The 13,372-nt window shown below is 64.4% G+C and carries 14 protein-coding genes; 8 read left to right on the top strand and 6 right to left on the bottom strand.

What is annotated here, in order from left to right; genetic code table 11:
- Positions 1 to 12 precede the first annotated feature (12 nt).
- Positions 13 to 1,029, top strand: coding sequence for a class I SAM-dependent methyltransferase (locus tag ATC00_RS26420; protein WP_064255032.1), 1,017 nt, complete (start codon positions 13 to 15; stop codon positions 1,027 to 1,029).
- A 40-nt stretch (positions 1,030 to 1,069) separates the two neighbouring features.
- Here ATC00_RS26420 and ATC00_RS26415 read toward each other — a convergent pair whose 3' ends face one another.
- Together ATC00_RS26415 and efp are read right to left on the bottom strand one after the other, a co-directional pair.
- Complete coding sequence (locus ATC00_RS26415; protein ID WP_064255031.1) at positions 1,070 to 2,311, bottom strand: SAM-dependent methyltransferase; 1,242 nt, start codon at positions 2,309 to 2,311, stop codon at positions 1,070 to 1,072.
- Positions 2,312 to 2,490: 179 nt separating this feature from the next.
- Positions 2,491 to 3,060, bottom strand: a complete 570-nt coding sequence (gene efp, locus ATC00_RS26410; protein ID WP_037377751.1) for an elongation factor P — start codon at positions 3,058 to 3,060, stop codon at positions 2,491 to 2,493.
- A 161-nt stretch (positions 3,061 to 3,221) separates the two neighbouring features.
- Here efp and epmA point away from each other — a divergent pair, with 161 nt between their 5' ends.
- On the top strand, positions 3,222 to 4,274 hold the full coding sequence (epmA, locus tag ATC00_RS26405; protein WP_037377753.1) for an EF-P lysine aminoacylase EpmA: 1,053 nt from the start codon (positions 3,222 to 3,224) through the stop codon (positions 4,272 to 4,274).
- The gene (locus tag ATC00_RS26400; RefSeq protein WP_064255030.1) at positions 4,271 to 5,323 is read left to right on the top strand and encodes a lysine-2,3-aminomutase-like protein; all 1,053 of its coding nucleotides are present in this window, start codon (positions 4,271 to 4,273) and stop codon (positions 5,321 to 5,323) included. Before epmA ends, ATC00_RS26400 begins: the two co-directional genes overlap by 4 nt.
- A gap of 221 nt (positions 5,324 to 5,544) precedes the next feature.
- Here ATC00_RS26400 and ATC00_RS26395 read toward each other — a convergent pair whose 3' ends face one another.
- Complete coding sequence (locus tag ATC00_RS26395) at positions 5,545 to 6,210, bottom strand: OmpA family protein (protein ID WP_037377841.1); 666 nt, start codon at positions 6,208 to 6,210, stop codon at positions 5,545 to 5,547.
- Positions 6,211 to 6,439: 229 nt separating this feature from the next.
- Between ATC00_RS26395 and ATC00_RS26390 the strand changes: the two genes are divergently transcribed.
- Positions 6,440 to 7,078 carry an exopolysaccharide biosynthesis protein gene (locus tag ATC00_RS26390; RefSeq protein ID WP_037377758.1) on the top strand — a complete coding sequence of 213 codons (639 nt, stop codon included), beginning with the start codon at positions 6,440 to 6,442 and terminating at the stop codon, positions 7,076 to 7,078.
- Between the two features lie 14 nt (positions 7,079 to 7,092).
- Here the strand turns inward: ATC00_RS26390 and ATC00_RS26385 are convergent, their stop codons facing one another.
- From ATC00_RS26385 to ATC00_RS26375, 3 genes are all read right to left on the bottom strand, one after another.
- A complete protein-coding gene (locus ATC00_RS26385) occupies positions 7,093 to 8,118 on the bottom strand; it encodes a histone deacetylase family protein (RefSeq protein WP_064255029.1) in 1,026 nt (341 codons plus the stop codon).
- A 238-nt stretch (positions 8,119 to 8,356) separates the two neighbouring features.
- Positions 8,357 to 8,884, bottom strand: coding sequence for a GNAT family N-acetyltransferase (locus tag ATC00_RS26380; RefSeq protein ID WP_037377762.1), 528 nt, complete (start codon positions 8,882 to 8,884; stop codon positions 8,357 to 8,359).
- Positions 8,885 to 8,886: 2 nt separating this feature from the next.
- On the bottom strand, positions 8,887 to 9,465 hold the full coding sequence (locus ATC00_RS26375) for a helix-turn-helix domain-containing protein (RefSeq protein ID WP_199275557.1): 579 nt from the start codon (positions 9,463 to 9,465) through the stop codon (positions 8,887 to 8,889).
- Positions 9,466 to 9,610: 145 nt separating this feature from the next.
- On the opposite strand from ATC00_RS26375, the gene ATC00_RS26370 reads away from it, so the two are divergent.
- From ATC00_RS26370 to ATC00_RS26355, 4 genes are all read left to right on the top strand, one after another.
- Complete coding sequence (locus ATC00_RS26370) at positions 9,611 to 10,852, top strand: MFS transporter (RefSeq protein WP_064255028.1); 1,242 nt, start codon at positions 9,611 to 9,613, stop codon at positions 10,850 to 10,852.
- A 72-nt stretch (positions 10,853 to 10,924) separates the two neighbouring features.
- The gene (gene lepA, locus ATC00_RS26365) at positions 10,925 to 12,760 is read left to right on the top strand and encodes a translation elongation factor 4 (RefSeq protein WP_037377770.1); all 1,836 of its coding nucleotides are present in this window, start codon (positions 10,925 to 10,927) and stop codon (positions 12,758 to 12,760) included.
- Positions 12,761 to 12,816: 56 nt separating this feature from the next.
- Entirely contained in the window at positions 12,817 to 13,050 is a 234-nt protein-coding gene (locus ATC00_RS26360) for a type II toxin-antitoxin system CcdA family antitoxin (protein ID WP_037377772.1), read from the top strand.
- Entirely contained in the window at positions 13,050 to 13,349 is a 300-nt protein-coding gene (locus ATC00_RS26355; RefSeq protein WP_064255027.1) for a CcdB family protein, read from the top strand. Before ATC00_RS26360 ends, ATC00_RS26355 begins: the two co-directional genes overlap by 1 nt.
- Positions 13,350 to 13,372 lie beyond the last annotated feature (23 nt).

Genomic DNA, 13,372 nt, shown 5'->3' with positions numbered 1-13,372 from the left:
ACGGAAACATCCATGAGCCGCGACGCGCTGAAAACCCTGTTCTACCCCTTCGAGACCGGCGTCATCGATCCGCCGGGGGAGGGCGAGCGCGTCCTGTTTCTCGGTGCGGAAGCGGGCTACAGGCTGCCGGAAGGCTTTGCCGCATCGATGCTGGCCGTCCAGCCGCTCAAATCCCTGTATCGCGCTCTGGAAGCTGCACGGGCTGAAGCGGCGCCGGTCGCCTCGGGCGAGGACTACGACGCAGCGTTGGTGCTCTGCGGCAAACACAAGGGCGAGAACGAGGACCGCATTGCCGAGGCGCTGAAACGCACCCGGGACGGCGCCCTCATCGTCGTCGCCGGCGGCAAGGAGGACGGTATCCAGCCGCTGCGCAAGAAGATCGACAAGTTCGGCTGGGAAGGCGATTCGATGCCGAAATATCACGGCGTCGCCTTCTGGTTCACGCGGCCGGAGGACGCCTCCGAGGCCGTGTCGAAGCTCACCAAGGTCCCCGTGCGCGTCGACGGCCTGTTCGAGGCGGCGCCGGGCATGTTCTCGCACGACCGCGTCGATGCCGGCTCGGAACTGCTCGCCTCCCGCCTGCCGCGCGATTTCAGCGGCCATGCGGCGGATTTCGGCGCCGGCTGGGGTTTTCTCTCGGTGAAGCTTGCCGAGGCCTCGCCGGGCCTCAAGGGCATCGACCTGTTCGAGGCGGATCACAATTCCCTGGAGGCGGCGCGGGCCAACATGGCGGCGAACGCTTCGTCGACGCCGGCGCGCTTCTACTGGCACGATCTGACGAGCGAGGAAACCCGCGACAAATACGACCTGATTGTCATGAACCCGCCCTTCCACGAGGGCCACGCGGCCGAGCCCGCCCTCGGCGCGGCGATGATCAAGGCAGCCGCCAAGGCCCTGAAGCAGGGCGGCCGGCTGATGCTGGTCGCCAATCGCGGCCTGCCTTATGAACTGGTCCTGGCGGAAAGCTTCAAGGAAAGTGGCGAAACCTGCCGCAATGCGCGCTTCAAGGTGCTCTGGGCGAAACGCTGACGGCGCATTTTGCCCGCGTCACCGCATAGGCAGACGGGTCTCAGATCGCCAGGTCGAGCGCCTTTTCCTGTTCCATATAGGCGCGCTGCTGGTCGGTGATGTAATCGCGCACGATCGGCGCCGCATCGCGGGAGCGCGACAGCTGCATGTGGAAGACGAGCTGGCTGCCGGTGCGGAACATCATCTCTGCGCTGATCAGATAGAACTCCCACATCCTCGCGAAGCGCTCGTCATACATCGCGATCACCTTGTCGCGGTTTTCTTCGAAGCGCGCGCCCCAATGGGCGAGCGTCGTCGCGTAATGGACGCGCAGGAACTCGAGGTCGCTCACCCATAGGCTGTTGCGCTCGACGACCTCGAAGACTTCGGAGAGGGCCGGCGAATAGGCGCCCGGGAAGATATACTTCCTGAGCCACGGGCTCGCCATGCCGGGCGGGCTCATATGGCCGATCGAGTGCAGGACGGCGATGCCGTCATCGCGCATCAGCGCGTTCACCTTCTTGAAGAATTCGTCGTAGTGATGAACGCCGACATGTTCGAACATGCCGACCGAGACGATGCGGTCGAACGGCCCCTCGACGTCGCGGTAGTCCTTGAGCTCGAAGCGCACCCGGTCGGCAAGGCCCGCGGCGCGGGCACGCTCGGAGGCGAGTGCCTGCTGCTCCTTAGAGAGCGTCACGCCGAGAACCTCGACATTCTCGAGAGCGGCCAGATAGAGCGCCAGATCGCCCCAGCCGCAGCCGATGTCGAGCACCTTCATGCCGGGCTTCAGGCAGAGCTTTGAGGCGAGCAGCCTGAGCTTGTTGCGCTGTGCCGCCTCCAGCGTCTCGTCCGGTTCGCGGAAATAGGCGCAGGAATAGAGCATGTTCTCGTCGAGGAAGAGCTTGTAGAACGCGTTGCCGAGATCGTAGTGATGCGCGACGTTCTGCTGCGCCTTCCCCTTCGGATTTGCCTGCTGGCGCTTGCGAAAGCGCATCTTGATCGCCCGCAGCAGCTTCTGGATCGGGTAGGAGCCGAGCGACAGCCGGTTGATCGAGAAGAGGGTGAGGAAGTCTCGAAGGGTCGATCCCTCCTCGAAGCGCATCGTCCCGTCCATATATGCCTCGCCGGCGGCAAGCTCGGCATTGAGGACGAGACTGCGATAGAGCCGCTTGTCGGTGAGCCGCATTGTGACGCTCGGCCCCGGCTCGCCCGAAAAGACGTGCCTTTTGCCGTCGGCGTCGATCACGGTAAGGCGGCCTTTGCGGATGAAGGCTTTCATCATATGCGACAATGGAAACATGCAATCCCTCGATCTCGTCCAGCTTTCGGCAGCGGCAGGTGACCCTAAACAGCGCGCCTCAAAAATGCACGCTCAATTTTGCAGGCCTTGCGCACTCGCATTCTGAGTTGTGAGTCGCGACAAAAAAAGGGCGGCAGGTAACCTGCCGCCCCTGTTAAACAGCGCTCTCAGGACGTGCCTCAGTCCTTGGCGCGCTCGACGTAGGAGCCGTCTTCCGTTGCGATGACAACGCGGGTGCCGGCCTGGATATGCGGCGGCACCGAGGTGCGGACGCCGTTCGAAAGCAGGGCCGGCTTGTAGGAGGAAGACGCCGTCTGGCCCTTGACGACCGGCTCGGTCTCGGTGATCTCGAGGATGACGTGGCGCGGCAGGTCGATGGCGATCGCAATGCCCTCGTGGATCGACAGCATCACCGCCATGCCTTCCTGAAGGTAAGCCTTCAGGTCGCCGATGTCCTCGGCCGACATGACGAGCTGGTCGTAGCTCTCCGGATTCATGAAATGGAAGCCTTCGGCATCTTCATAGAGGAAGGTGTGCTCGCGGTCCTCGACGAAGGCGCGCTCGACCTGCTCGGTGGTTCGGTAGCGTTCCGAGACCTTCACGCCGTCGGAGATGCGGCGCATGTCGACCTGCGTGACCGGCGTGCCCTTGCCCGGATGGAAGTTCTGCGCGGTGAGCACGACATAGAGCTTGCCGTCGACGTCGAGAACGTTGCCCTTGCGGACCGAAGAAGCGATGACCTTGACCATTAGTCTTCCTTGTAACAGAGGTATCAGCGACACGCGCGGGCCGGAAATCGGCCCGGAAGGACGCGAGAATGTTTCGATTTCGCGCCGCCACTACCCTAATTTCGCGCAAATAGCCAGCCTGAGCGGCATTCGTGCGGAAGAAAGCTTGGACCGAACCGACCATGCCGCATGCTTCTCCCTGGTGGACACCGGATGTCCACGCCGACCGCCGTCCCTTTCTGATCGGCCGCAACCGCATCCAGTCGGCACTCCGCCGCTTCTTCGGCGAGCGGGACTTCATGGAAGTCGATACGGCAACGCTGCAGCTGTCGCCGGGCAATGAGGCGCATCTGCACGCCTTCGAAACGCAGGCGCTTGGGTCGGACGGATCGATGCAGCCGCTCTATCTCCACACTTCGCCGGAATTCGCCTGCAAGAAGCTCCTGGCGGCCGGCGAAAGACGCATCGCCTGCTTCGCCCATGTCTATCGCAATCGCGAGCGTGGCCCGCTGCACCATCCGGAATTCACCATGCTCGAATGGTACCGCGCCGAGGAGAGCTACGAGACGCTGATGGACGATTGCGCCGAGATCCTCGCGCTCGCCGCCGAGACGACGGGCACGCGGTCCTTCGCGTATCAGGGCGGCCGTTGCGACCCGTTCCTCGAACCGGAGCGGCTGTCGGTCGCCGAGGCCTTCGCGCGCTTTGCCGGCATCGATCTTCTCGCCTCGATCGAAAAAGACGGCGCGACCGATCGCGAAGGTCTGGCCGCGGCCATGCGGCGGGCCGGTCTCCGCGTTGCCGACGACGACACCTGGGCTGACCTCTTCAGCCGCGTGCTCGTCGAAAAGGTCGAGCCGAACCTCGGCTTCGGACGCACCACGATCCTGGACGAATATCCGGTTGCCGAGGCGGCGCTCGCCCGGCCGACCTCGCGCGATCCTCGCGTCGCCGAGCGCTTCGAGCTCTATGCCTGCGGCGTCGAATTGGCCAACGCCTTCGGCGAACTGACCGATGCCAAGGAACAGCGCCGCCGCTTCGAGCTGGAGATGGCGGAAAAGGTGCGGGTCTATGGCGAAACCTATCCGCTCGACGAGGACTTCCTGTCGGCGCTTTCCATTATGCCGGAGGCGAGCGGCATCGCGCTCGGCTTCGACCGGCTGGTGATGCTGGCGACGGGTGCGGCACGCATCGATCAGGTGCTCTGGGCACCGGTGGCGGAGGCCGGCGCATGACCGCGCACCGTCCCATCCGGACCGCCGGCGATCTCGCCGAGGCCGGCCTTATCGACGCCTCGGCCGAGGAAGCGATCTCTCGCGTCGCCTCCCGCTACGCGATCGCGATCAGCCCCGCTGTTGCAGACCTCATCGACCGCGCCGATCCGCATGATCCCATTGCCAGGCAGTTCGTACCGGACGCAGCGGAGTTGACCCTGACCCCCGAGGAGCGCGCCGATCCGATCGGCGACGGCGCCCACAGCCCCGTTCCCGGCATTGTCCACCGCTACCCGGACCGGGTGCTGCTCAAGGCCGTCCATGTCTGCCCGGTCTATTGCCGCTTCTGTTTCCGCCGCGAGATGGTCGGCCCGCAGGGGCTCGGCACACTGACGCCCGCCGAGCTCGATGCGGCGATCGCCTATCTCGCGGCGCATCCGGAAATCTGGGAGGTGATTCTGACCGGCGGTGACCCGCTGGTGCTGTCGCCGCGGCGGCTTCAGGAAATCCTCGAGCGTCTCGGCGCGATTGAGCACGTCAAGGTCGTGCGCTTCCACACGCGCGTACCGGTCGTCGAGCCGCACCGCATCGATGCGGATCTCATCGCGGCGCTCAAAAGCAGCGGCAAGGCGACCTATGTGGCGCTCCACGCCAATCATCCGCGCGAGCTGACGGGCGAAGCGCGCGGCGCCGCGGCCCGGCTGATCGATGCGGGGATCGTCATGATCAGTCAATCGGTGCTGCTGAAGGGCGTCAACGACGACCCGGAGGTGCTTGCCGAACTGATGCGCGCCTTCGTCGAGACGCGGATCAAGCCCTATTACCTGCACCATCCGGACCTCGCGCCCGGCACCGGCCATTTCCGACTGTCGATCGAAGAGGGCCAGGCGCTCGTCGCCTCGCTGCGCGGCCGCGTCTCGGGCCTCTGCCAGCCGACCTATATCCTCGATATTCCCGGCGGTTACGGCAAGGCCGTGATCAGCGCCAGCTCGATAGAGGCGGAAGGCGGCGGCTGCTACACCGTCACCGATTTCCGCGGAAACGCGCACACCTATCCGCCGCAAGGCTGACGTCGCCGCGGGCGGCGCTGCACTTTCGATAACGGGGACCGCGCCTCCCTCAAGCCCGAGGATGACGACCGTAGGGGACGTGTGCGTCGCTGGATAGGCCGCGGACACTGCCCGTAACACCGCTGCCTTAGTGGAAGCGAACTCGCCTAAGTGCTTGCCGCTTCAAAACAAAGGGCCGCGACGGAGATTCCGCGCGGCCCTTGCGAAATATCGAAAAGCTGTCAGCCCTGTTTGATCGGCGCGATCGAGATTTCGACGCGGCGGTTCTGGGCGCGGCCGGCCTCGCTGGCGTTCGACGCGATCGGCCGTTCCATGCCGTAGCCCATCGTCGAGATGCGGCGCTGGTCGATGCCGCGGCTGCCGAGATAATTGGCGACCGAAGCGGCGCGGCGCTCCGAAAGGCCCTGGTTGTGGGAGGCGCTGCCGGTCGAGTCGGTGTGGCCGTCGACGTCGATCAGCGTCTTGTTGAACTTGCGCAACACGACCGCGACCGAGTCGAGCGTCGGGTAGAAGGGCGGGATCACCTGGTCGCGGTCGGTCGCGAAAGTGATGTTCGACGGCATGTTGAGAATGATGCGGTCGCCCTGGCGTGTGACGGAGACGCCGGTGCCCTGCAACTGGGCGCGCAATTCCGATTCCTGCTGGTCCATATAGTTGCCGATCAGGCCGCCGCCGAGCGCACCGATGCCGGCGCCGACGAGTGCGGCGTCACGCCGTCCCGCCGCACTGCCGCCGACCAGGAGGCCGGTTGCGGCGCCGAGCCCCGCACCGATCAACGCGCCGCCGGCCGTGTTCGACATCTTCTGTTCTCCCGTATAGGGATCGGTGGTCGTGCATCCGGAAAGATAGATGGCCGCGACAGCCAGAATGGCGCATTTCTTGATCATCGAATCAATTGTCCCCATTGGTGCTAAAGCTGCTTCATACTATCGATTGCGGCAGGAAGATGAAGGGGCGCGACGCTTTCCACATGGACTGGCAGCTGTAATGTTTCTGCACTGCAGCATTGATACCTTGCTTCGCCACATTGCTGTCCAGAGCGGACGCTAACCGAAGCTTCACAGGCTTGCGCTACGGTGTCATTGGCCGGCCGAGACGCAGACGAGAGGGACAGGAATGGCGATCGAGTTCGACGACACAGAGCGCAGCCTCAGCGATACGCTGACCGGCATGATCGCTTCGATCCGGGGCAATACGATCACGCTGCGCGAGCTGATGATCGAGATCGGCGAGCACGGCTTCCTGCTTCTCTGCGCGCTCTTGACGCTGCCCTTCCTGATCCCGGTATCGATCCCCGGCGTCAGCACCGTCTTCGGCGCGGCGATCATTCTCATTTCGCTGGCGATCACCCTCAATCGTCTGCCCTGGCTGCCGCGGCGGATTCTCGACCGGCAGATCGAGACCGAAAAACTCGTGCCGACCCTGCAGAAGGGCGCGGCGCTGGTTTCGAAACTCGACCGCTATGTGCGCCCGAGGCTGCATTTCCTCACCCATGGCGCCGTGATGAACCGCTTCAACGGCCTGATGATCATGGCCGGCGGCGTGCTGCTGATGTTCCCGCTCGGGCTGATCCCGCTGTCGAACACGCTGCCGGGCGTCGCCATCCTGCTTCTGTCGCTCGGCATCATCCAGCGCGACGGGTTGATGGTGGCCGGCGGTTACCTCTTCCTCGTCGCCACCACCATCTATTTCGTGGTGCTCGCCTATCTCGCCTTCGCCGCCGGCCAGGGGCTGTCGCAGTTCTTTGTGTCGTAGACGGCTGAGGACGATCAGCCGGCGATGCCCTTCAGCACGTTGGCGACGTTCAGGCCGATCTCTGGCACGCCATAGCCGCCCTCCATGCAGACGACGACCGGCAGGCCGGTTTTCTGCAAGCGCGCGCCCAGGCTCAGAAAATCCTCCGATTTCAACTTGAAGAAGCTGATCGGGTCGCGCTCGAACGTATCGACGCCGAGCGAGAGCACCAGCGCCTCGGCCCCGAAACCGGCAATGCGCGCGAGCGCGTCGTCCATTGCCGCGACCCAGGTGTCGAAGGTGGTGCCGCGCGGCAGCGGATAGTTCTTCGTCGTGCCGAGCCCCGCACCGGCCCCTTCCTCATCGGCGAAGCCGAGGAAATGCGGGAAGGCGTCGACGGGATCGCCGTGCAGTGAGGCGAAGAAGACGTCGCCGCGTTCGTAGAAGATATCCTGCGTGCCGTTGCCGTGATGGAAATCGACGTCGAGCACGGCGACCTTTGGCGCGCCGCGGTCGCGCAGGCGCTGGGCGGCGCAGGCGGCATTGTTGATGAAGGAGTAGCCGCCGAAGAGATCGATCGCCGCATGATGGCCGGGCGGACGGCAGAGCGCGAAGGCGGCGGTATTGCCGACAGCGACATGGTCGGCGGCCGAAATCGCGCAATCCATGGCGGCGCGCGCGGCGGCGAAGGTGCCTTCGGTAATCGCCGTCTCGGCGGCGAAGGAATAGTAGCCGAGCGCGCCGTCGATATCCTTCGGCGGATGCTGGCGCATGCGCCGCGCCGGAAAGCAGGCGGGAATAGCCTCGCCGCGGTAGCCGTCCGCGACCCAGCGCTGCCAGGCGGTTTCGAGGAACTCGAGGTAATCCGCGGAATGCAGCTTCAGCGCCGTCTCCATGCCGTGCTGTTCGGGAGCGACCACGTCCGAGAAGCCTGCTTCCCTGACAGCGGCAAGAATCCATTCGGCCCGGAACGGCGCCTCGAAGGGCGGCACGAGTTCGCCGCCATGGAGTTCGGTTCTGGCGTCCCGGAGCTTGTGGTCTTCGGAGTAGAAAACGCGCATTTTGGGTGTCCTGATTCGGGGGAATGCTACTGTAAATTACTTTGATGGATTTGGTCGGGCACGCCCCTCATCCGCCTGCCGGCACCTTCTCTCCGCCGGCGGAGAGAAGGCAAATGCGGCACCATCAGAACCCCTCCGCCCAAGCTTCGACGGATTGAGCGGCGTGCGCCTTGCCCCTTCTCCCCGCGCGCGGGGAGAAGGTCGCGGCAGCGGGATGAGGGGGCAGCCATCGTCCCACTTAACCCGCCAGATGCTTGTAGAAAAACGTCGTCGCGCAGTAGCGCCCGTCCGGCATCAGCGCATAGTCGGGAACGGCGCCGGCGCGCAGCCAACCGAAGCGTTCGTAGATCGCCTCCGCCGGCTCGCCGGTCGCGGTATCGAGCACCAGCACGCGCCGGCCACGCTTTTGCGCCTCGGCCTCGGCTTTGTCCATCAGCCGCCGAGCAAGACCCAGGCCGCGCGCGTCCCGATGCACGAGCAGCTTCTTGATGTCGGCGCGGTGCGGCTGGTTCGGCATCGTCGCGACCCCAAGCTGCACGGTGCCGAAAGCGCGTCCGTCGAGCTCGGCAACAAGGAGCACCGTCTCTTGCCGGCCGACCGCGGCGGCGACACCCTGCCAATAGGGCACCGCGTCTTCCGGTCCGAAGGGCTGCATGAAGCCCACCGAGGCGCCGCCCTCGACGCAGTCGGAAAGGATTTCGGCGAGCGTCGGCAGCGCGGCGTGGGTTTCTTCTTCGGTAAGCACGTGGATAATGACGTCGGGCATGATTACACCTTGGTGCGGCAGAGGATCACGGCGTAGTGCGCCGGCTCGTCGTAGGGGTTGTGGAAGATGTGCGCCTCTTCGAGGCCCATGAAAAGGCAGTCGCCGGCCTCTAGCACCTGCGGTCCGCTCTCCATCGTCAGTTCCAGCCGCCCGGAGAAAAGCCAGAGGTGCTGGGTGATGCCGCGGTCGGCCGGCTGGCGTTCGAAGACGACGCGGGCTCCGGGCGGGAACTCGACCTCGACGATATCGACCGGCGAGCCGAGGCCCTCCGGCGACACCGAGCGACGGAGATAGCCGCTTTCCGGATCGCGCCAGAGCCGCTGCTCCGCCCGCCGCGCGATCGGCGAGGGGTTGTCCGCGGCAGAGGCGAAAAGCGCCGAGAGCGTCGTGCCGAGGGCGCTGCAGACCTTTGCCAGTAGCTGTGCCGTCGGGCTCGCCTCGCCGCGTTCGACCCGGGAGATCATCGCCCGGCTGACGCCGGAGCGGATCGCCAATTCGTCAAGCGTCAGGGCCTGGAGCGTCCGCATCTCACGCACGCGCTCGCCGATCGTCCGTTCGAGGGAGTTGATTGTCTGTTCCATTATTTGAGATTGCATTTCTCATATAGTGGAGTCAAGCGGCCCCCGTGGGCCCAAAATAAATTTCTTCCATGCCGCTCCGGCGACAATGCGACAGGCGGCGCCGCGCTAGTTTGCGTCGGAGAAGCGGCTGCGAGAGGACAAGCACATGGGCAGCGATCGTTCGTCTCTCCTGTCGATTGCCAGCATCGTCACCTCGATGACCGCCGTCGCCATCGGCAACGGCATGATGCTTGCCTATGTTCCCTTCGTGCTGACGCGCTCCGCGGCACCGGAGTGGATTCCGGGAGCGGCGGTCACCGCGATCGCTTTCGGCGGCCTGATCGGCTGCGTGATGGCGGGCCCGCTGATCCGCCGCGTCGGCCATGCGCGGGCCTTCTCCTGTTCGATGGCGCTCGTCATCCTCGCGGCGGTGCTGATCAGCCTCGGCGTCCATCCCACCCTCTGGATCTTTGCCCGGGCGCTTTACGGAGCGGCTGCCAACACCAACTTCATCATCACCCAGAGCTGGCTGAACCACGCGAGCGACAACCACTGGCGCGGCAAGGCCATGGCACTCTTCTACATGGCCTATGTGATCGGGCTTGGGGCCGGTGCCTGGCTTTTCGGCCGCATCCCGGTCGACGGCAACATCGCCCCGATCGTCACGATCTTCTTCACCGCACTCGCCATATTGCCGATCGGCCTCACACGCCTGCCGACGCCGCCCGCGCCCGCCAAGGTCAGCATCGACATCGCCATGGCCTGGCGCAGCTCGCCCGTCGCCCTCATCGGCGTACTCGCCTCCGGCGGTCTCTCGATGCTGGTGCAGGGCTTCACGCCGATCTATGCCGCCGCCAATGCGATGAGCCAGCAGGACGTGGCGACGCTGATGTTCGTCATGCAGTTCGGCCTGCTCCTCATCCAGTATCCGATGGGCTCGCTTTCCGACCGGATCGACCGCCGCATCGTTCTTGTCGCCACCTGCGTCCTGATCGTTGCGGCGGGGCTCGCAGCGCTCGTCGTCTCCTTTGAAAGCCTTCCGCTGCTGATGCTCGTCTTCGCGCTCTTTGCCGGCGCCGTCGAGACGGTCTATTCGATTGCCAATGCCCATGCCAACGACCGCACCGTTCCCGCCGATTACGTGCCGCTCGCCAGCACGATGCTGGTCGCTTGGTCGGCGGCGGCGACCCTGGTACCGATGCTCGTGACGCTGCTGACGCCTGTCTTCGGCGCTCAGCTGTTCATCCACGCGACGATCGCCGTTGCCATCCTCTATGCGGCCTTCGTGCTCATACGCCTGCGGCTGCGTGAACGCGTGCCGCCGCAGCTCTGCGAGACCTTCGAACTGAAGAGCGCGCAGGTGCCTAATGCGGGCGCGCTTGCCGAGGCGGAGGCGAGGGCGAAATAGCCGCGCCACGCCCGGATTTATAGTGAACGAAGCCTTCATTTCCCGCTTTGCGCCGCCTGATCGCGCTGCTATATGCGCCCCATGAGCACACCATCCTCCAAGACGCCCCTGTCGCATATCCGAAACTTCTCGATCGTGGCCCATATCGACCACGGCAAATCAACGCTGGCCGACCGGCTGATCCAGCTGACCGGCGGGCTTGCCGAGCGCGAGATGTCCGAGCAGGTGCTGGACAGCATGGATATCGAACGCGAGCGCGGCATCACCATCAAGGCCCAGACCGTGCGCCTGCACTACAAGGCCAATGACGGCGACACCTATGTCTTGAATCTGATCGACACGCCCGGCCACGTCGACTTCGCCTACGAAGTCTCGCGTTCGCTGTCGGCCTGCGAGGGCTCGCTGCTCGTCGTCGACGCCAGCCAGGGCGTCGAGGCCCAGACGCTTGCCAACGTCTACCAGGCGATCGACAACAACCACGAGCTCGTCACCGTGCTCAACAAGATCGACCTGCCGGCGGCCGAGCCCGACCGCATCAAGGAGCAGATCGAGGAGGTGATCGGCATCGACGCTTCCGACGCCGTGCTGATTTCGGCAAAGACCGGCCTCGGCATTCCGGACGTGCTCGAAGCAATCGTCCACAAGCTGCCGGCGCCGAAGAGCCCGGGCGGGGAGAAGGCGCCGCTGAAGGCGCTGCTCGTCGACAGCTGGTACGACACCTATCTCGGCGTCATGGTTCTGGTGCGCATCATCGACGGCGTGCTGGTGAAGGGCCAGACCATCCGGATGATGGGCACCGGCGCCAAATACACCATCGAGCGCGTCGGCGTGCTGACGCCGAAGATGGTGGCGATGGATTCGCTCGGCCCCGGCGAAATCGGCTTCATCACCGCCTCGATCAAGGAAGTGGCCGACACCCGCGTCGGCGATACGATCACCGACGATAGGCGTCCGACGGAGGCGGCGCTGCCGGGCTTCAAGCCGGCGCAGCCGGTGGTCTTCTGCGGCCTCTTTCCGGTCGATGCTGCCGACTTCGAGGAACTGCGCAGCGCCATGGGCAAGCTGCGCCTCAACGACGCCTCGTTCTCCTTCGAAATGGAATCTTCCGCCGCCCTCGGCTTCGGCTTCCGCTGCGGCTTCCTCGGTCTCCTGCATCTCGAAATCATCCAGGAGCGCCTGTCGCGCGAGTTCGACCTCGACCTGATCGCCACCGCGCCTTCGGTCGTCTATCAGCTGACGATGATCGACGGCACCGAGATCGAGTTGCACAACCCGACCGACATGCCGGACGTCGTGAAGATTTCCGAGTTTCGCGAGCCCTGGATCAAGGCGACGATCCTGACGCCGGACGAATATCTCGGCGGCATCCTGAAGCTCTGCCAGGACCGGCGCGGGATCCAGACGGAACTCACCTATGTCGGCAGCCGGGCGATGCTGACCTATGACCTGCCGCTCAACGAAGTGGTCTTCGACTTCTACGACCGGCTGAAGTCGATCTCCAAGGGCTACGCCTCCTTCGACTACCACCTGGCCGACTATCGCGAGAGCGACCTCGTCAAGATGTCGATCCTCGTCAATGCCGAGCCGGTCGACGCGCTGTCGATGCTGGTCCACCGCTCGGCGGCGGAAAAGCGCGGCCGCGTGATGTGCGAAAAGCTCAAGGACCTGATCCCGCAGCACATGTTCCAGATCCCGATCCAGGCGGCGATCGGCGGCCGCATCATCGCCCGCGAAACGGTGCGCGCCCTCCGGAAAGACGTCACGGCCAAGTGCTACGGCGGCGACGCCACCCGCAAGCGCAAGCTTCTGGAAAAGCAGAAGGAAGGCAAGAAGCGCATGCGCCAGTTCGGCAAGGTGGAGATCCCGCAGGAGGCGTTTATCGCGGCGCTGAAGATGGGGGATGAGTGACTGTTCTCTTCCCATGAAGATGCGCATATACTGTGCGCATCTTCATGGGAGCGGATATGAAACGATCGATCGCGAGACGCCCCACCAATCTTTCGCTTGATGGCGATCTGCTTTCGCAGGCGCGCGACCTCAAGATCAACGTTTCGCGCGCAGCGGAAGAGGGCATCGCTCAGGCTGTCAGAGCCGAACAGGAGCGGCTCTGGCGCGTGGAGAATGCCAAATCGATCGCCGATGCCAATGACTTCGTCGAAAAACGCGGACTGCCGCTGGCCAAACTGCGGCAGTTCTGATGGCCCGATTTCGTGTCTACCGCCTGAAGCAAAGCGAGACATTGGTGGTCGATCTTCAGGCCGACCTGTTCGATATGCTGAAGACAAGGATCGTCGCGCCTCTCATTCCGGCCCATAACATTGCCCACGTCATGGCGAGCCTCAACCCGCGCGCAACGATCAACGGGAACGCCTACGTCGTTGCCATCCATCTCTTGGCCGCCATTTCGCTGAACGAACTCGGCGAATTGATCGGTGACCTGTCAAACCACCGCGACAAAATTGTCGCCGCCACGGATTTCGCCTTTCAAGGGTTTTGATATCGGCCGGTTCGTCCATCTCT

Origin of the sequence: Sinorhizobium americanum (assembly GCF_001651855.1) — a bacterium.
In the GTDB taxonomy this organism is placed as follows: Bacteria; Pseudomonadota; Alphaproteobacteria; order Rhizobiales; family Rhizobiaceae; genus Sinorhizobium; species Sinorhizobium americanum.
This window is presented reverse-complemented; position numbering and strand designations above follow the sequence as displayed.

Bases quoted from the DNA above. Each gene is read 5' to 3' on its own strand.
- ATC00_RS26360 (WP_037377772.1), top strand. From the start codon at position 12,817: ATGAAACGATCGATCGCGAGACGCCCCACCAATCTTTCGCTTGATGGC.
- ATC00_RS26370 (WP_064255028.1), top strand. From the start codon at position 9,611: ATGGGCAGCGATCGTTCGTCTCTCCTGTCGATTGCCAGCATCGTCACC.
- ATC00_RS26420 (WP_064255032.1), top strand. From the start codon at position 13: ATGAGCCGCGACGCGCTGAAAACCCTGTTCTACCCCTTCGAGACCGGC.
- ATC00_RS26415 (WP_064255031.1), bottom strand. From the start codon at position 2,311: ATGTTTCCATTGTCGCATATGATGAAAGCCTTCATCCGCAAAGGCCGC.
- ATC00_RS26400 (WP_064255030.1), top strand. From the start codon at position 4,271: ATGACCGCGCACCGTCCCATCCGGACCGCCGGCGATCTCGCCGAGGCC.
- ATC00_RS26390 (WP_037377758.1), top strand. From the start codon at position 6,440: ATGGCGATCGAGTTCGACGACACAGAGCGCAGCCTCAGCGATACGCTG.
- ATC00_RS26380 (WP_037377762.1), bottom strand. From the start codon at position 8,884: ATGCCCGACGTCATTATCCACGTGCTTACCGAAGAAGAAACCCACGCC.
- ATC00_RS26385 (WP_064255029.1), bottom strand. From the start codon at position 8,118: ATGCGCGTTTTCTACTCCGAAGACCACAAGCTCCGGGACGCCAGAACC.
- ATC00_RS26375 (WP_199275557.1), bottom strand. From the start codon at position 9,465: ATGGAACAGACAATCAACTCCCTCGAACGGACGATCGGCGAGCGCGTG.
- ATC00_RS26355 (WP_064255027.1), top strand. From the start codon at position 13,050: ATGGCCCGATTTCGTGTCTACCGCCTGAAGCAAAGCGAGACATTGGTG.
- epmA (WP_037377753.1), top strand. From the start codon at position 3,222: ATGCCGCATGCTTCTCCCTGGTGGACACCGGATGTCCACGCCGACCGC.
- lepA (WP_037377770.1), top strand. From the start codon at position 10,925: ATGCGCCCCATGAGCACACCATCCTCCAAGACGCCCCTGTCGCATATC.
- ATC00_RS26395 (WP_037377841.1), bottom strand. From the start codon at position 6,210: ATGATCAAGAAATGCGCCATTCTGGCTGTCGCGGCCATCTATCTTTCC.
- efp (WP_037377751.1), bottom strand. From the start codon at position 3,060: ATGGTCAAGGTCATCGCTTCTTCGGTCCGCAAGGGCAACGTTCTCGAC.